The following is a 16,934-nucleotide window of genomic DNA, read 5'->3' as shown; positions in this document are numbered from 1 at the left end:
GACCCGTGCATGGCATCAGCCGGGGAGCGGGTTACTTCTTCGCCGGCTCGGTCGTTGCGCTGCTCGGCGCGGACTCGGTCCCGAGCACGCGCTGAATGGCCGACCGGGTGAAGGTGATTTTCGTGTTGCTGGATTCATCGACCTTGAGCGTGACTTCGTCGTCCTTGACGTTGAGCACGGTTCCGAGGATTCCGCCGGCGGTGACGACGCGGTCGTTCTTTTTGAGGGCCGAGAGCATGGCTTCGCGTCGCTTCTTTTCTGCGCTTTGCGGACGGATCAGGAGAAAGTAGAACACCGCGCCCATGAGCAGCAGCGGAAAGAGCATTTGCGACAGCCCCGGCGCCGGCGCCGGCGAGCCGGTGGCAGGCGTCCCTTGCGCGAGCAGTTCAATCAGATCGATCATTCCGAATCCTCGTTCGGCGGCGATGCGGCGGCCGCTTCACATGCTTCGAGAAGGCGCGGAAACGTACCGTCGGCGATCGCCGAGCGGATCCGCGCCATGAAGCGCAGATAATACGCGATGTTGTGCAGCGATACCAGAATCGGCCCGAGCATCTCATCGGCGAGGAACAGGTGTCGCAGGTAGCCGCGTGAAAAATGGCGGCACGTGTAGCAGTCGCAGGTTGCATCGAGCGGTTGCGTGTCCAGACGATACTTGGCGTTGCGCAGTCGCAGCACGCCGCCGTCGACAAACGCAAACGAATTCCGCCCGTTCCGTGTCGGCATCACGCAATCAAACAGGTCGATGCCGGCCGCCACGGCGCGGACGATGTCCAGAGGCCGTCCGACGCCCATGAGGTAGCGCGGCCGATCGGGCGGCATGCGGTGCGCGAACTGCCGCAGGAGCGCCGCCATGTCGTCGGGATGCTCGCCGACGGAGAGTCCGCCGACGGCATAACCGGGGAAGCCGATGTTCACCAAGGCGTCCAGGCAATGCAGACGCAAATCGAGATCGAGACCGCCCTGCACGATGGCGAAGAGTCCCTGGTCGCTGCGCCGTTGGGCTTGTTTGCAGGCGTCGGCCCAGGCGATGGAGCGGCGCACAGCGGTTTGGAGCGCTTCGGGCGTCGCGGGCAATGCGGGGCACTGGTCGAAGGCCATGATGATGTCGGCGCCGAGCTGCTCCTGAATGGCGACGGCCCGAGCGGGGTCGAGGCGCATCGGCGCGCCATCGAGGTGAGACTTGAACGTGACGCCGTGGTCGTCGGCGCGCGTCAGAACGGCGAGCGAAAAGACCTGGTATCCTCCCGAATCGGTGAGGATCGGCCCGTCCCAGCCCATGAAGCGGTGCAGACCGCCCAGCGCGGCGACGGTTTCCTCCCCCGGCCGCAGGGTCAGGTGATAGGTGTTGGCCAGGAGGATGCCGGCGCCGGCGGCGCGGAGCATGTCCGGGGTGAGGCCCTTGACGGAGCCGCGCGTGCCGACCGGCATAAAGACTGGTGTATTAATGATGCCGTGCGGCGTGTGCAGGCGGCCGGCGCGCGCGTGGGTGGCGGAGCAGGTGGCGAGGAGCTGATACGTGACGGGGGCCATGTTCATGGCAGTACGGAGTCCGATCGCGCGGCGGCGGGTTGTGAAAATACAAACGTCGTTTTATTGCGCGAATTCCGCGCGGCGGCGCGGGCCGGTCTCGCCGCCGATCCGTTCGTCCGGAAACGATAAGGCATTCCGCCCGCTTGACACAACCCGGCGATCTGTCATATAGTGAAACAGTCGACTGCACTCCGTTTCGGAGGGGAGCGGCCGTCGCCGGGGCACAGATACCCTGGCGCGACACGGCCGAGCGATATTGCCTCGCATAGTTCAGGAGCGTGTATTGCATGGATGTGGGAAAGCGGCGTAATGGTACGCACAAACTGAACGGGAACTCTGCCAGGGACGGCAACGGTCAGCACGATTCGAATGGGCAGCACGCCGGGGGGAACGGATCCAACGGGCTCTCCCGTCGCACGAGCGCGCCCGGCGCCGCGTCCAGGCGAACACCTGTTTCGAAGGCGATTGCTCCCGTGTCCGCCGAGACGCCGGTGCCGCGCTCGTCGCTCTCGTCTGCGGAGCTGGATCGCTATCGCCGCATGCTGCTCGCCAAGCGTGACCAGCTTCTCGGCGCCGTCACTCACATGGAGAACGAAGCCCTCGGCAAGAGCCGCTCCGAATCGGCCGGCGATCTCTCGCAGATGCCGATTCACATGGCCGACATCGGCACCGACAACTACGAGCAGGAATTCACTCTCGGCCTCATTGCAAACGAGCGCGAGACGCTCAAGGAAATCGACGAAGCCCTTGCGCGGATCGACGCTGGCACCTACGGCGTCTGCCTCGGCACGCACAAGCCCATCAGCAAAGCCCGTCTCGATGCCCGCCCGTGGGCGCGCTATTGCATCGAATATCACCGCCAGCAGGAACAGCGCGGCCGCGGCGGTTGAACGAGCCGATTGCGCAAGCAATCGGCGATTGCCGATCATGCGTGACGTTAACTGCCGGTCGCTTCTCATTTGATTCGCTCACCGGCGCGATCGGCTCGTTGGGTGGAAATTGTCCACCGTCCGCGATATCCTCCTGCACATGTCAAGCGACGCATCCACGCTCCTGGCGGCCCCGACCGCGCCGCACGACGCGTCCGAGCAGGCCGAACCCTGGGCCATGGGCCATCTGCCCAGCCATGCCCGGCTGTGGATCGCTACAATTGTCGGACTCGTGGCCGATCTGTGGACCAAGGCCTGGGCCTTTCAGCGCTACGACGCCGACGACAGCGTCGAGCTGATCAGGAACCTGTGCAGCCTGCGGCTTTCACTCAACCCCGGCGCGCTGTTCGGCATCGGAGCGGGCCTCGCGCCGATTTTCGTCGGCGCATCGGTGCTGGCGCTCATGTTTGTGCTATACCTCTTCGCCAACTCCGGCGCGAAGCGCTGGTCGATGCACATCGCGCTCGGCTGCGTTCTCGCCGGTGCCTTGGGCAATCTCTACGACCGCACCACCCAGACCGCCTACGTCGCCTACCTCCCCGATCGCGGTCGAATCGTCGGCACGCTGATCTCCGAAACCCACAACGCGATTACGCTCGGCGACTTTCCGACCGGCGCCAATCCGCGCACCTATCCCAGGCCGCCGGCCGATGGCAAGAGTGGTTTGCAGCCGGTCGTCCGCGATTTCATTCAGATTGAGGCGAAGATCGGCAACGTTGCGTTGTGGCCGTGGATCTTCAACATCGCGGATGCCCTGCTCGTGGTCGGCGTCGGGGTGCTGTTGGTTCACTTCTGGCGCGATCACAAAGACGCGCAAACCGCGCCGCAGACGTGACGGCGGATTGAACAGGCGTGCTCCAATGAGCGAGATCGACAACCGCTCGCCGGATTCCGCGACCACCCCGCGCCGAGGCCTGCGCTGGTATTGGCGCGTTCCTCTGAAGCTGGTGCTCTTTGCCATCGTGACGCACTTCGTCCTGTTTCCCGATCCGGTTCGCTACGTCCGGCATTTGCGACATATGTCTAATTTCGACCGGATGATCGAACCGGATGCTCCCGAACTGGCCGCCTGGGACGATGACCTGGCCGAGTTGCGGCGCAGCATCAAGGACAAGGTGAAAGCCCAGCGAGATTCCGGCAGGCCCGTAAGCCCCGCCGCCGCCATGCAGCGCGAAGTGGAGCGATTTGTCTATGACAAAGTGAAATACGAATGGGACTGGAACCTGTGGGGCAGCGCCGACTACATGCCCACCGTCGCCGAGATTTTTGAGAAGGCGCGCGAGAACCACGGCATCCTGCGGGAAGACTGCGACGGCCGTGCGGTCATCGCCGCGTCGGTCATGCGCCGGCTGGGCTACCAATCGCGCATGGTGGCGGACCTGAAGCACATCTGGGTCGTCACGCCCGAAGGCGAATGGATGGGACCGGGCGCGTCCAAGGTGGTTGTCGCCACGTCGCAGGGGACGAAAGTGAATGTGCGTAACGCGATCGTCGAAGCACCGGCGTCGCTGGCGTACGGCATCGCGGTGTTTCCGCTCGCGCGCGAGTTGATGATCGCCGCCGCGGCGTGGCTGTTGCTGCTGCATCGCGGAATGCCGCGCTGGGGGATGGGAGTCGGCGCACTGCTGCTGGTGCAGGGACTGCTTTTCATGCGCGTGGAAAAATCGCAGCCCGATCCGCTGACCGGTACCGTTTCGAATTGGCCTGCATGGGTGGGGTTGGCGCACCTGGTAACGGGTCTGGTGTTGCTGATGTGGCTCTCCGCGCGGGCAAGACGGCGAGCCTGATTGCGAATCCGCTGAAGTAATTTTGTCGCCCGCGCTGGATGTTGCCGCGCTCGTTGTGGTACGATGCCTCCGTGGAACGTGGGCATCGGCTGCCGGCGACCGCGCGGCGAATGGAGGGGTATTATGCCATCATCGTTTGCAAGGTTTATTCCGGCGGCTTTGTTCTGCGCCGCGATCCTCCCGATCGCGACCGCGCGAGGCCAGTGGACCGACAATCCTTCGGTTAATACGCCCGTCTGCACCGCGGCGGGTGATCAGGTGCAGCCCAAGATTCGCAACGCCGCCGGCGGTGCGAGCTACGTGAGCTGGTTCGACAACCGCACCGGCGGGTACGACGTGTACCTCCAGCGGCTCGACGCGGCCGGTGTCCCGCAATGGACCGCCAACGGCATCGAGATCGCCGACCGCTCGGTCAGCTCGACCGAGGATTATGGCCTCGCCGTCGATGCCAGCGACAACGCGGTCCTGGTGTACGGCCTGGTCAACTTCGATGCGCTCGCGGTGCAGAAGGTCGATCCCGCCGGAAACAAACTGTGGGGGCCAGGCGGCGTCGTCTTCAATCCGCCGGATCAGCACAGCCCGCGCGTTGCGATCACGTCCGACGATTACACGATCATCGGCTGGTCCCAGAACGGCGGCATCGTGCTTCACAAGCTCGATGCGACCGGCGCACTGCAATGGGGCCCCGGCGGCGTATCGATCACCGAGGCGTCGCGCACGCTGCTGCTGGCCGACCTGCAACCCGGCGACAACGGCAGCGTGATCGCCCTGTGGGTGCGATGCGGCGGGACGAATTGCATCTTGAGCAACAAGCACCTGTATGCGCAGAAGTACGACGCCGCCGGCACGCCGCTTTGGAACGGCGGCAGCCCGCGCATCATCTTCGACGGCACGTCGTTGCAGAATGCGACGTTTCCGCCGTTCCTGCCGGATGGCGCGGGTGGCGCGATCTTCGGCTGGTATGAAAACGGCGGCTCGCGAAACGCTTACGTGCAGCACGTCGACGCCGCGGGGAATGAGCTGTTTCCGCACAACGGCGTCGCTTCGACCGGCGTGACGGCCGGGCGCATTCGCATCTCCGCCAGCGTGGCGTATGACGCGGCCGCGAATGAGATTTATCTTAGCTCGGTGGAGTCATCCAGCCCCACGCAGAACATGTGGGGCGTCCGGGCACAGAGATACAGCGCCATCGGCGCGCGGCAATGGACCGACGACGGCGCGGTGGTCTCGGCCATGGACGCATCACAGGAAGGTTTTGATCGTACCGTCGCTTTCGGCGGTGGCTGCATCACGCATTGGTTTGAAGACACCGGCGGCGGCACGGCGGTCGTGAAATCGGCACGACTCGATGCAAGCGGCGCGCAGGCGTGGTCCGGTTCACCCGTGCTGGCGTCGACGCGACCGACTGGGAAGAGCCGGCTCGACGTGGCAAGGGACGATTGCGGGATGAGCAAATTGGTTTGGTCGGATGGCGCGAGCGGCGGCGGGCAGGATGTATTGGTGCAGAATGTCCGCTCGAACGGCACGCTCGGCCCGGCTGTGCCCACGCCGCCGGGGGACATGAACTGTGACGGTTCTGTGACGCTGGGAGATGTGGACGCGTTCGTGGATGCGCTGCTCGATCCGATCGGCTACGCTGCCGCGAACATCTGCTGCCCGATCTCCAACGGTGACATGAACAGCGACACGTTCATCGACGGCCTGGATGCGGCGGGGTTTGTGGACGCCCTTGTGCCGTAGGCACTGCCAGCAGCATGGAAGCCCACGGACTGCAATCCCCAGGCTTCACCATCGGAATCTTCAATCCTGCTTCGATCGGCGCGCTGCTTACTCGGCCGCGGCTGCGGGGGCGGCTGCGGGGGCCGGCTTGTTGCGGCCGCGGAGTTCGTCGAGTTCCTTTTTGGCTTCGGCGTACATTTTGTAGGCTTCCGTCTTGTTGCCCTTGCGGAACTCGATGGCGGCCAGTTTGCGCTTGCGCTTGATATCCTTGGACTTCCTCACGTCTGCGTATCCTCCAGAGTCTGTCGGCGATGCGAACCCGCGTTACAAGAGTACGGTTCATCCGTCGGGAACAGCCGACCGATCAGGCGGCCGAACCGAGCCAGGTAGTATATCACAATCCGTGACCTTGGCGTCGGGGAGGCGGGTGAAAGAGTTCGCGGATGGAAATTAGACAGATCATCGCGATTGGCCCAAACCGATCGCGAACCGCCGGGAGAGGGAGGTGGTCCTGGAGAAGGGCTGGCGTCCGTGGTTGGAAATGGTCGAAAAAAATCGGATGGCGGGCCGGCGGAACACGGCGGGGCTTGGTAGATGTAAGTGGTTACAGGAAATAAGGTTGTATCTGTGCAAAGAAGTATTAAAATCGGATGAAAATGGCGGTTGACAGGGATCGCCGTGCCGCTACATTACTGTGCTGCGAATCGCAATCGCAGCGCGGTTGATTCGAAGCGAATTGGCCGACAAGAGAAAGGCGGAGACAGCGAACTGAACGCAAACGCCGACACGCGAGTTTGACGGCATCGACGAAGAGTGAGGTAGGCAACGGTTTCTCCGAGCCACCGCAATCGTCGGTGGCTTTTTTGTCGCCGGTCCGTGACGGAAGTGGGCGGAGTCAAGTGCCCGTTGGAGAGAGGGGCGACAAAGTTCGGGCTCGTAGCTCAGTTGGTTAGAGCGCGTCCCTGATAAGGACGAGGTCACAAGTTCGAATCTTGTCGGGCCCAATATCGAGCGGCTTGCCGAGAAGTGCAGACCGACGAGCGAAGCGGTCCGGCGATGTTCGGACCGGGCGGTCCGGAAGAGATCGGGGCCGTAGCTCAATTGGGAGAGCACTAGCTTTGCAAGCTAGGGGTTGCCGGTTCGATCCCGGTCGGCTCCAGTGAATGCGAGTCTCGGCTGACGTTGGGCCGCAGACCTGACAAGTGAAGATCGGGTCGGCAGCGTCGGGCGACGGGCTTTCGGCAGAGAGCGTGTCGCCGGGTGCTGCGACGGCGGGTCGGCGGATACGCCGGCCGGTTGTTGGCAGGCTCGATGCTCTTTGACAATTGAATAGAGTGGATATGTGAGAGTAATCCGAATCACAAGATCCTTATTGTTCTGTTGGATTTTGGTCCATCGGAGAGGCCCGGGAGCCGATCGCGGAAGCGATCGCATCGAACGGTCTTTCGGATGGATTGAGAGACAATAGAGCGCCGACGGCGGCTGGCCAGGTTGGCGGCACGAGGGATGAGTCGGGGCACGACGGTTCCGCAGGGGAGCGTGGTGTCACGGTTTTGACAGCGTGTCATCAATGTGGTCAAGCTAGATAAGGGTGCATGGTGGATGCCTAGGCGTCCACAGGCGAAGAAAGACGTGGCAGCCTGCGATAAGCTCCGGGGAGTTGGCAAACAAGCGTTGATCCGGAGATGTCTGAATGGGGAAACCCCGCGTCGCTGAACAGGCGGCGTGACCGCGGCATGAATGCATAGTGTCGTGGAGCCTACCCAGGGAACTGAAACATCTCAGTACCTGGAGGAAAGGAAATCAACCGAGACTCCGTCAGTAGCGGCGAGCGAACGCGGACATAGCCCAAACCAGTCTTCGGACTGGGGTTGCGGGGCCTCGAGGAGTTACAAAAGCGCGATCAGCGGAACAGTCTGGAAAGGCTGACAACATAGGGTGACAGTCCCGTACGCGACGATCGATGCTCTCCGTTGAGAGGATTCCCAGAGTAGCGCGGATGCCGTGAAACTCCGCGTGAAGCCGGGGGGCCCACCCTCCAAGGCTAAGTACTCGTGGACGACCGATAGAGAACAAGTAAGGCGACTGAAAGGTGAAAAGAACCGCAATAAGCGGAGTAAAAAGAACCTGAAACCATGCATCTACAAGCAGTCAGAGACCTATACCCCGCAAGGGGAATGGTCGATGGCGTACCTTTTGCATAATGGACCGGCGAGTTACTCCTCTGTGGCAAGGCTAAACCGCGCACGCGGTGGAGCCGTAGCGAAAGCGAGTCTGAATAGGGCGAATGAGTCGCAGGGGGTAGACCCGAAACTGCGTGATCTACCCATGGGCAGAATGAAGCGCCCCTAACCGGGCGCGGAGGTTCGAAGCCGTGAACGTTGAAAAGTTCTGGCATGACCTGTGGGGAGGAGTAAAAGTCTAATCAAACGCAGAGATAGCTGGTTCTCCCCGAAAACGCTTGAGGGCGTGTCTTGGGAAACTACATCACGGGGGTAGAGCTACTGAATGGATCGTGGGGCCCACCAGGCTACCGCCTCCAATCAAACTCCGAATACCGTGATGACTATCCCGGGAAAAAGACTGTGGGTGATAATGTCCACGGTCAAAAGGGAAACAACCCAGACCGTCAGCTAAGGTCCCGAATGATGTCTAAGTGCGTAAGGAAGTTGGATTTCACAGACAGCGGGGATGTTGGCTTAGAAGCAGCCACCATTTAAAAAGTGCGTAATAGCTTACCCGTCGAGAAATCCGGCACCGATAATGAACGGGACTAAGACATCAACCGAAGCTGCGGCTGCATAAAGGCGCGAGTCTTTATGCGGGGTAGGGGAGCGCTGATAGGCAGATACAAGGCGTACCGTGAGGAGCGCTGCTGGGCCTATCAGGTGAGTATGCCGGTTTGAGTAACGATAATGAGGGTGAAAATCCCTCACGCCGTAAGCCTAAGGTTTCCTGGGGAAGGTAAATCCGCCCAGGGTTAGTCGGACCCTAAGGCCAGGCCGAAAGGCGTAGCCGATGGACAGCAGGTTAATATTCCTGCACTCCGTGCAAAGGTCGAAGCGTGCGTGCGTTTGGTCGATCCACAGCCCACGATTAGGTTCGAGGGTGCCCGAGAGGGCGAGGCCGATTTGTTGCTGAAGTGTGGTTAGACGGAACCGAGAAAAGCGTACGTGGACGATGTACGGACCCGTACTAAAACTGACACAGGTAGGCGAGGAGAGTATCCTCAGGCGCTCGAGAGAACGGTCCTTAAGGAACTAGGCAAATTAACCCCGTAACTCCGGGAGAAGGGGTCCCTTCTGCTTGTAGCAATACGCGCAGAGGGCGCAGAGAAACGGCAGCGGCGACTGTTTATCAAAAACACAGGTCTCTGCAAACTCGCAAGAGGACGTATAGAGACTGACGCCTGCTCGGTGCGGGAATGTTAAGGAAGGCGGTCAAGGGGTTCGCCCCTGAAGCTGGCGACCGAAGCACCCGTAAACGGCGGCCCTAACTATGAGGGTCCTAAGGTAGCGAAGTTCCTTGTCGGGTAAGTTCCGACGCGCATGAATGGCGAAACGACTGCTGCACTGTCTCAAGGACCGACTCGGTGAAATAGGACTTGTGGTGAAGATACCACATACCCGCGGCAAGACGGAAAGACCCCGTGAACCTTTACTGTAGCCTGATAGTGGAGCCGGTTAACACATGCGTAGGATAGGTGGGAGGCTTTGATCCAGCGGTTTCGGCTGCTGGGGAGCCGTCGTTGAAATACCACCCTTGTATTATTCGTCTCCTCACCTCGACCCGTGAAGCCGGGCGGGGGACATTGTTAGGTGGGCAGTTTGACTGGGGCGGTCTCCTCCCAAAAAGTACCGGAGGAGTGCAATGGTCGGCTCAGCACGGTTGGCAATCGTGCGCAGAGCGCAAGGGTATAAGCCGGCTTAACTGCGAGTCAGACATGACCAGCAGATGCGAAAGCAGGCCCTAGTGATCCGGTAGTCCCGTGTGGAAGGGCTATCGCTCATCGGACAAAAGGTACTCCGGGGATAACAGGCTGATCTCCACCGAGCGTCCATAGCGGCGTGGAGGTTTGGCACCTCGATGTCGGCCCATCGCATCCTGGGGCTGAAGGCGGTCCCAAGGGTTCGGCTGTTCGCCGATTAAAGCGGTACGCGAGCTGGGTTCAGACCGGCGTGAGCCAGGTCGGTCCCTATCTGTCGTGGGCGCACCAGATTTGACGGGAGACAACCTTAGTACGAGAGGATTGGGTTGTAGCAACCCCTAGTGCACCAGTTGTCCTGCTAAGGGCACCGCTGGGTAGCTACGTTGCGAAAGGATAAACGCTGAAAGCATCTAAGCGTGAAGCCCCCCCGAAGATGAGATCTGGATGTCTCTTCGGAGACGAGAGACCCCTCGTAGACCACGAGGTTGATAGGCCGGGCGTGTAAGGCCAGAGATGGCTTCAGCTAACCGGTACTAATGGTCGATTGCTTGATCACATTGATGACGGGCTGTTACTTCGTCAACGCGTAAAACCGTTGGCGCGTGGCGTCCGCATCAAAGTCGTACGTTCGGCAAGGATCTTCGAGATTCGGCCGCTCCGCATGTCCACTCTATTCCTTGTATGTACCTGACCCGTGGGAGGCTGAAGAAAGTCCTCGGTGATGTAACCATCGTCGTTTGTCTGGAAACGCTCCCGCGGTTCTAAGGATAACAGGATCGTCGGGCCGACAGGTCCGGCGATCCTTTGCTGGTGCCCAAGCCCAAGGGGAAACACCTGATCCCATTCCGAACTCAGTAGTGAAGTCCTTGGGGCCGATGGTAGTCCTACCGGGCGAGAGTAGGTCAGTGCCAGCTTTTACGAAGGCCGATCATCGATAGGTGATCGGCCTTCGCCTTTTTTACTCGGTGAGGCGCGGCCTGGACGGCCTGGTTTGTATAATGACCGCGCAAGATTAGAATGAAGCGCGTGAAACAGGTCCGTATTGCGTGCACGGATCGGACGCCGGAATACGAGAACCAAGTTCACCCGGCTCGTCAGTCGAGCGAGTCCATATGGTCGCCAATCTTACCGTCCTCAACGACGCCCTCACGGGAAGCCGAAGCTTCTCGCCGAGTTCGTGCAACCCGAACGGCCAATGCGGCAACGGGCTGGAGAAGGTTTATCCCACCTGCGCGGTCCGCCACGGCTACATGAATTACATCGGGGAGTTTCGCTACGCGCCGGGGATGTTGTTCGGCTGCGGCGCGAAGGTGGTCATTCAGACCGCCCGCGGCATCGAGATCGGTCAGATGGTCAGCCTGACGTGCAGCGGGTGCGAGAAGTCGGTGCGGCGCGATCAATTGCTGGAATATGTGAAGAACAGCGGGCCGGATTTTTACACGCTCAAGGCCGGTCGAATCCTTCGCGTCGCGACGCCGCAGGATCTCGACGAGGAGCGTCACATCAACGCCGACGCAGCCGCCAAGCTGAAGCGCGCGCGTGAGATTGCACGGACGCTCGAGCTTCCGATCAAGTTCGTCGCCTGCGAACACCTCTTCGGCGGCGAGCGAATTATCTTTCATTTCATGGCCGACGGGCGGATCGATTTTCGCGAGCTGGTCCGCCAATTGGCGCACGAATACCATACGCGCATCGAGATGCACCAGGTGGGCGCGCGCGACGAAGCGCGGCTTGTGGCGGATTACGAAATCTGCGGGCGCGAGTGCTGCTGCAAGAACTTTCTCAAGACGCTGCGACCCGTGACGATGCGCATGGCCAAGCTGCAAAAGGCGACGCTGGACCCGGCCAAGGTGTCGGGACGGTGCGGCCGGTTGCGATGCTGCCTGCGTTATGAGCACGAGGGGTATGAAGAACTCGATAAGAAACTGCCGCGCAACGGCGTGCGTGTGCGCACCGATCGCGGCATCGGGACCGTTCGAGACCGGCAAGTGCTGACGCAATTGCTGACGATTCAGTACGACGGCAACCATCAGATCGAGACGGTCGGGATCGAGGCACTGCTGGAGCGCGATTTGCCCAAGCTGCCCCCGTTGCCGCCGGGCGAATTACAGGGCGGGGATCGGGGCGGACCGCAACGTCCCCGGCGAGAAAATGATCGCCGCGTCGGCCGGTCAAATGACCGATCGCAGGTTGAAGACCGCCGCCCCGCCGACGGCGCGGTCGAGCCTTCGGCGTCGCCGGACGCGCACGGTGACCAGGAGCAGGACGTCCCTTGCGCCGAGCCGGACGCTTCCGGTTTTGCCGAAGGGGTCCTGGATCAGGATCAAGGCGCGGATACGGCTGCATCGGAACCCCGGCCGGATCGTGGTTCGCGAGGTCGCCGTCGGCGACGTCGCGGTCGAAGGGGGCGAAGACTCGACGGCGGCGGCGAATCGGGCGGGGCTGAAGGGGGTTCGCCATCCGAGCCGCGTCCCCCCGGCGCGTGACATGAGCCTGATGGCAGTGGCGTTGTTCGGGTGTCCCCCCCGGGGGGACGGGGCAATCGGCAACGGGCTTCGACGCGTCGGCCGGTTTTGCCTATAATCGTGCGACGGTTTATGAGCGAGACCGAAGTCAAAGACATTGTTGAAGTGGCGCGGGAACTGGGGCGGTACTCGCCTGATGCGTACGATTTTCTGCGCCAGGGATTGGATTACACGGTGCGGCAGGTTCACGGGCCGAACGTGAAGCAGGTCCGTGCCGTGCTCGATTGGATGCACCATCACGAAGTGGATATAGACACGCTGATGGATCTGCTGATCAAGGGGCGGCTTCCTCCGCGCATCGTGAAGCTGATCGAAGAGATGGGGGGAATCGAGGAACTGGCTGACGGGATGAACCTCCACGTCAGCGGAGCCGATCTCTGTCGCGGGCTGCGCGATCTGGCGATCGATCGCTGGGGGCTGATGGCCGGCACGGTGCTTCGCCACTGGGGCATTCGCAGCACGCGTGATTTCGGCGAGATGGTTTTCGCGTTGGTGGCGAACGGCCTGCTTCAGAAGCAGCCGGACGACGTGATCGAAGACTTTGACGACGTCTACGATTTTCGCACGGCGTTCGATCGCAATTATCGCATACCCGTTTGCGGGGCGGGCGAGGCGACCTTGGAGGCGGAGGGGGTATGAGCGCGAACGACGCGACGGCCATGAGCCCCGAGGCGGTGGCCGACACGCACGCATGGGAAAAGGAGTTCGCGCCGCGGATCACGCTTCGGCATCTGGTACCCGCATTCGCCTTGTACGCAGCCTGGATGATTTTTCTCGCTTGGATCGCCGTGGATCGCTGGACCGGCGCGCTGCAATAACTTCTCACCCCATGGATTCGGAGTCCACGGATGGGCGCCGCACTCGTCGCAGGCCTCTCGCCGGATCGGCTAGAACGACAATTGACTTCTTTGGCCCGGCGGTTGCCGAATAGCGCCGGCCTGCTTCGCGGCGCCACGTTGCCGGCGAGTGTGCGGTTCGTGACCGGGCGCGATGGCGCGATGACTCTTTGCTGGCAGGGGGCGGATGGTACGCCGGCGTGGCTGGGCCGCACAACGATGCCGCACGCGCGGGCCGAAGCGCTGGTTGAGGCATTCGCACCCGGCAGCGGCAATGTGTTGCTCGTCGGAATGGGGCAGGGCGCCGAGGCGGCGCTGCTGCTGGCGCGGCTCGCGCCGCATCAGGCCGTGTTTGTCATCGAGGAGGACGCGGCGAGGGCGGCGCTGGCGATCTGCCTGCACGATTTCGTGGCCGACCTGGAGCGCGGTCGGCTTCTGATTTTCGCGGGCTCGGCGGCGTGGGATGATCTGCACCGATTTCTGCTTGAGCAGAATGGTTACCTGGCGCCGGATCGGGTCCTGTCGTGGCCCCATTTTTCGCATTCGGATGTTCATGAGATCTCGACGCGGCTGACGGCGATTTCGCAGGACGTTGCGGGGCAACGCGCCGCGCGGCGCGCGGCGCTAAACTCGGTGCTGGAGCAAGTCGCGCCGGGTCAGGCCGGTTCATCAGCGTCGCAACGGGATCGACTCGTGATTGCGTCCGGCGCGCCGTCGGCGGCGGCGTGGGAAACGGCGTCGCGACTGGGCGAGGGGGCGTCGGCCGCCGGCGCGGAGGTTGTTACCTTTGTCTATGATCGACCCGATGCGGTGCATCCACTGGCGATGGAGGAGCGGCTGGCTTCGTGGCGGCCATCTGAAATCATCCTGCTGGACAGTCTTCCGATCGCCCTGCCCTATCGGTTGCCGCCTGTGAGCCTGGCGATCATGCCGACGCACGGGCAAGCGCTCGTTCCGGATTGGCTCGGCCAGGTTCCCGCTGGCGCGATGCTCATTGCGCGAAGCGCGCGGCAACAGACCGCGGCCGTGGAAGCGGGATTTCCGGCGGCTCGCATCGTGCTGTGCCCGCCGGCGGCGGGGGTGACCGCCGCGCAGCGCGGGGCGAATCCGTCGGGTTCCTCGCCCAGCGGTGATTCGACGGCGTCGCGAGGAATCGCGCTGCTGGCGACCTCCTTGAGCACGTCGGCCGCGGCGGCGGGGCTGAACCTTGCGACGCACGTGAAGCTGTATGAGCGCGCGGCGGCGCTGGGCGCGGCGCGGGTGGACACGCTGAAACCCGCGGATGCGGAGTCGCTGCTGTCGAGAGCGGAGCGCGACCTGGGTTTTCACCTTCGCAGCGCGTCGGTCCGCGGCGGGCTGTTGGAGCGCGTTGCAAGGCTGCTGATCCCCGCGCTGGTGAACGAGGCGTACGCGGCCGTCGTTCGCTCACACGAACCCCAAGTGGCCTGCGTCGCGCAGGGCGGCGTGGTACCGAGAGCGGGCTTGCTTGTCGTTCTGGATCCGGCGGAATCCCGCGTTCACGCGATACTCGATGCCATGGCGATGAACGCGTGCGTGGCGGTACGTCAGTATGATGACACGGCAGACGCCGCGCTGGGCGACGCGTCGGGCGTGACGTCGCAGCTGATCCGATTCGGTTCGCGGGCCGAGTTAGCTGAATTGCTCGATCGCTGCCAGCGCGAGCCGGAGGCGTTCGCGGTGCGGGGCGCCGCGGCTGGGGCGCACGTTCGCGCGGCGCACACGTGGCTGCACCGATTTCAATCGCTCGGCGGGCCGTAACGAAGCAGCGTTGGTTGGAGCTATTCGAGGGGCATCGCGGACGGCGTCGCGCGGCGTGTCGGTCGCTGCGGCAGGCCGCCATGTTTGCGGATGAATCGCATCATGCTTTGCAGGTGCATCCAGCCTGCACCGCTGAAGGGATTGCGACTCGCGCGGCGATGCGCGTGCAGGCAGGTCAGGTGCGGGCAATAGACGACTCGCCGGCCGCGCTGCCACATTCGCAGACAAAGATCGACATCCTCGAAATACAGAAAGAACCGTTCGTCGAAGATGCCGCCCGTGCAGTCGGCGCGGCGCAGGAACATGGCGGCGCCGATGCCCCAGTCGACGTCGATGGGCTGGTCGCGCGGGAGCGATTCGTAGAGATAGTCGCGGAAGAACTTCGGGCGAAAGCCCAGTGCGCGGAGCGGCGTGCGCGCGTAAAGTACCACGGGCCAAGTGTAAAACCGGCGGATCGACGCCTGCTCCGTGCCGTCGGGGTTGAGCAATCGCGGCAGGACGATGCCGACCTCGGGATGGGCGTCGAGATAATCGCATGCGGCGGCGAGCGTATCGGGTTGCACCGTTACGTCGGGATTGGCGATCATGATCCGGTCGCCGGTGCCGTGGCGCAGGGCATGATTGACGCCGGCGGCGAAACCGATATTCGGCGCGTCGAAGACGCTCACCGAAACGCGCGAATCGGATTCGAGCCGCAGCGGTTGGTCCGGCGAGTTGTTTGTGACAATCAGCTCGATCGGCGTTGGGACGTTTTTCGACGCGCGGAGGCTCGCTGCCAGATTTATGACATCCCCGGCGCTTCGATAATTGACGCACAAGACGCTGATCATGTCGCATCGACGCCTAGCGCCGCCCCCATCCATGCAGCCGCCACCAATCGCGTTCCAGCCGCGCTGCGATTTGCTCCGCCGTGACGCCTGAATCGCCGGCTAACTTCGCCACGTCGGCGCGCTTCTGTGCGATCCAATCAACGGCCTCGGCGGCCGCGCGACGGCCTGCGCGATGCGCCTTCAGACAGCCCAGTCGCCATTTGTGCGCCGCTTGAATCGCGAGAAACGCGCGCCGCGCGTCGGCGAATTCGTCGCGGATCGACTGCGGCATGAGCGTTTGCCAGATGATCTCCGCGTTGCGTGCGGAATTGAAATGATAATTCCAGCCGCGCGGATCGTACGATGCGCTAAGCCGGTGATAACACACCGATCGCGGCTCGAACACGCAGCGAAGGCCCGCCCAGGCAAGCCGAAAACCCATGTCCACGTCTTCGTAGTAGCTTACCATGCGCTCGTCGAGGCATCCGAGCTGCGCGATCCTCTCGCGCCGATAGAACGCCGACGCGCCGCATGCGGAAAAGACCTCGCGCGGCAGATCGCGGGCCGACTCGCGCGGCCGCCCGTGGCAGCGCTTGGCCGCGGCGCCGACGACGGAATACACATCCCCCGCGGTGTCGATCCGATGCGGCGGTTCGGCCAGCACCACGAGCGACGCGACGGCGGCGATGTCCGGCGCATCGAAGGCCGCGAGGCCCGCTGCCAGCCAATCCTCGTCCACGGTCGTGTCGTTGTTCAGGAGCACGACGAATGTCGTCGTCGCGGCGCGCAGACCGGCGTTGCAGGTGCCCGCGAAACCGAGGTTGCGCTCGTTCCGTAACACCGTCACCGTCGGGTGCTCGCTGCGCAGATAGGCGCAGCCGTCATCCGTCGAGGCGTCATCGACCACGATGATGCGTGCCCCGCCGAGGCTCTGTCGCTTGAGCGAAGCCATCAGATCGGGCAGGAACCGCATTCCGTTGTAATTCGGAATGATGATCGTCGCGTCGGCATCCGTCATGCAGAGGACTCGCTGGGGGCCGCCGCGCGGCCTGTGCGCCGGGAGTATAAACGGCGTTTGCTTGGCGTGCG

General features: G+C 62.7%; 13 protein-coding genes, 2 tRNA genes and 2 rRNA genes. 12 read left to right on the top strand and 5 right to left on the bottom strand.

All coding sequences use genetic code 11. The annotated features are described in order from the left end of the window. Positions 1 to 31: 31 nt before the first annotated feature. Together yajC and tgt are read right to left on the bottom strand one after the other, a co-directional pair. Entirely contained in the window at positions 32 to 403 is a 372-nt protein-coding gene (gene yajC, locus HRU71_07830; protein QOJ03397.1) for a preprotein translocase subunit YajC, read from the bottom strand. Then, complete coding sequence (gene tgt, locus HRU71_07825; GenBank protein ID QOJ04955.1) at positions 400 to 1,533, bottom strand: tRNA guanosine(34) transglycosylase Tgt; 1,134 nt, start codon at positions 1,531 to 1,533, stop codon at positions 400 to 402. The genes yajC and tgt overlap by 4 nt, the downstream gene beginning before the upstream one ends. Positions 1,534 to 2,072: 539 nt before the next feature. Between tgt and HRU71_07820 the strand changes: the two genes are divergently transcribed. From HRU71_07820 to HRU71_07805, 4 genes are all read left to right on the top strand, one after another. Next, positions 2,073 to 2,423, top strand: a complete 351-nt coding sequence (locus tag HRU71_07820) for a TraR/DksA C4-type zinc finger protein (GenBank protein ID QOJ04954.1) — start codon at positions 2,073 to 2,075, stop codon at positions 2,421 to 2,423. A gap of 139 nt (positions 2,424 to 2,562) precedes the next feature. Further along, positions 2,563 to 3,297 carry a signal peptidase II gene (locus tag HRU71_07815; protein ID QOJ03396.1) on the top strand — a complete coding sequence of 245 codons (735 nt, stop codon included), beginning with the start codon at positions 2,563 to 2,565 and terminating at the stop codon, positions 3,295 to 3,297. 25 nt (positions 3,298 to 3,322) lie between these two features. Next, complete coding sequence (locus HRU71_07810) at positions 3,323 to 4,249, top strand: hypothetical protein (GenBank protein ID QOJ03395.1); 927 nt, start codon at positions 3,323 to 3,325, stop codon at positions 4,247 to 4,249. A gap of 123 nt (positions 4,250 to 4,372) precedes the next feature. Continuing rightward, positions 4,373 to 5,989, top strand: coding sequence for a hypothetical protein (locus tag HRU71_07805; GenBank protein ID QOJ03394.1), 1,617 nt, complete (start codon positions 4,373 to 4,375; stop codon positions 5,987 to 5,989). A gap of 87 nt (positions 5,990 to 6,076) precedes the next feature. On the opposite strand, the gene HRU71_07800 is transcribed toward HRU71_07805, so the two are convergent. Beyond that, entirely contained in the window at positions 6,077 to 6,250 is a 174-nt protein-coding gene (locus HRU71_07800) for a hypothetical protein (GenBank protein QOJ03393.1), read from the bottom strand. A 648-nt stretch (positions 6,251 to 6,898) separates the two neighbouring features. Between HRU71_07800 and HRU71_07795 the strand changes: the two genes are divergently transcribed. The 8 genes from HRU71_07795 to HRU71_07760 all read left to right on the top strand — a co-directional run bounded on the left by HRU71_07795 (position 6,899) and on the right by HRU71_07760 (position 15,036). Next, positions 6,899 to 6,972 (top strand) — tRNA-Ile (locus HRU71_07795). Positions 6,973 to 7,054: 82 nt separating this feature from the next. Beyond that, positions 7,055 to 7,127, top strand: a tRNA-Ala gene (locus HRU71_07790). Between the two features lie 411 nt (positions 7,128 to 7,538). Then, positions 7,539 to 10,452: ribosomal RNA gene (locus HRU71_07785) — 23S ribosomal RNA — on the top strand. 250 nt (positions 10,453 to 10,702) lie between these two features. Further along, a 5S ribosomal RNA gene (gene rrf, locus HRU71_07780) occupies positions 10,703 to 10,810 on the top strand. Positions 10,811 to 11,008: 198 nt separating this feature from the next. Next, positions 11,009 to 12,382 carry a hypothetical protein gene (locus tag HRU71_07775; GenBank protein QOJ03392.1) on the top strand — a complete coding sequence of 458 codons (1,374 nt, stop codon included), beginning with the start codon at positions 11,009 to 11,011 and terminating at the stop codon, positions 12,380 to 12,382. 111 nt (positions 12,383 to 12,493) lie between these two features. After that, on the top strand, positions 12,494 to 13,060 hold the full coding sequence (locus HRU71_07770) for a hypothetical protein (protein ID QOJ03391.1): 567 nt from the start codon (positions 12,494 to 12,496) through the stop codon (positions 13,058 to 13,060). Beyond that, complete coding sequence (locus HRU71_07765) at positions 13,057 to 13,239, top strand: hypothetical protein (protein QOJ03390.1); 183 nt, start codon at positions 13,057 to 13,059, stop codon at positions 13,237 to 13,239. Before HRU71_07770 ends, HRU71_07765 begins: the two co-directional genes overlap by 4 nt. A gap of 30 nt (positions 13,240 to 13,269) precedes the next feature. Next, complete coding sequence (locus HRU71_07760) at positions 13,270 to 15,036, top strand: hypothetical protein (GenBank protein QOJ03389.1); 1,767 nt, start codon at positions 13,270 to 13,272, stop codon at positions 15,034 to 15,036. Between the two features lie 20 nt (positions 15,037 to 15,056). Here the strand turns inward: HRU71_07760 and HRU71_07755 are convergent, their stop codons facing one another. Beyond that, positions 15,057 to 15,866: a glycosyltransferase family 2 protein gene (locus HRU71_07755; GenBank protein ID QOJ03388.1), complete on the bottom strand. Its 810-nt coding sequence runs from the start codon at positions 15,864 to 15,866 to the stop codon at positions 15,057 to 15,059. A gap of 13 nt (positions 15,867 to 15,879) precedes the next feature. Beyond that, a complete protein-coding gene (locus tag HRU71_07750) occupies positions 15,880 to 16,863 on the bottom strand; it encodes a glycosyltransferase family 2 protein (protein ID QOJ03387.1) in 984 nt (327 codons plus the stop codon). Positions 16,864 to 16,934 lie beyond the last annotated feature (71 nt).

Source organism: Planctomycetia bacterium, from assembly GCA_015200345.1.
Lineage (GTDB): Bacteria > Planctomycetota > Phycisphaerae > UBA1845 > UTPLA1 > PLA3.
The sequence above is the reverse complement of the archived record's forward strand: the minus strand, read 5'-3'. Positions and strand labels throughout refer to the sequence as shown.

Excerpts from the sequence above, each read along its gene's own strand:
- yajC (QOJ03397.1), bottom strand. The coding sequence starts at position 403 with ATGATCGATCTGATTGAACTGCTCGCGCAAGGGACGCCTGCCACCGGC.
- tgt (QOJ04955.1), bottom strand. The coding sequence starts at position 1,533 with ATGGCCCCCGTCACGTATCAGCTCCTCGCCACCTGCTCCGCCACCCAC.
- HRU71_07820 (QOJ04954.1), top strand. The coding sequence starts at position 2,073 with ATGCTGCTCGCCAAGCGTGACCAGCTTCTCGGCGCCGTCACTCACATG.
- HRU71_07815 (QOJ03396.1), top strand. The coding sequence starts at position 2,563 with ATGTCAAGCGACGCATCCACGCTCCTGGCGGCCCCGACCGCGCCGCAC.
- HRU71_07810 (QOJ03395.1), top strand. The coding sequence starts at position 3,323 with ATGAGCGAGATCGACAACCGCTCGCCGGATTCCGCGACCACCCCGCGC.
- HRU71_07805 (QOJ03394.1), top strand. The coding sequence starts at position 4,373 with ATGCCATCATCGTTTGCAAGGTTTATTCCGGCGGCTTTGTTCTGCGCC.
- HRU71_07775 (QOJ03392.1), top strand. The coding sequence starts at position 11,009 with ATGGTCGCCAATCTTACCGTCCTCAACGACGCCCTCACGGGAAGCCGA.
- HRU71_07770 (QOJ03391.1), top strand. The coding sequence starts at position 12,494 with ATGAGCGAGACCGAAGTCAAAGACATTGTTGAAGTGGCGCGGGAACTG.
- HRU71_07765 (QOJ03390.1), top strand. The coding sequence starts at position 13,057 with ATGAGCGCGAACGACGCGACGGCCATGAGCCCCGAGGCGGTGGCCGAC.
- HRU71_07760 (QOJ03389.1), top strand. The coding sequence starts at position 13,270 with ATGGGCGCCGCACTCGTCGCAGGCCTCTCGCCGGATCGGCTAGAACGA.
- HRU71_07755 (QOJ03388.1), bottom strand. The coding sequence starts at position 15,866 with ATGATCAGCGTCTTGTGCGTCAATTATCGAAGCGCCGGGGATGTCATA.
- HRU71_07750 (QOJ03387.1), bottom strand. The coding sequence starts at position 16,863 with ATGACGGATGCCGACGCGACGATCATCATTCCGAATTACAACGGAATG.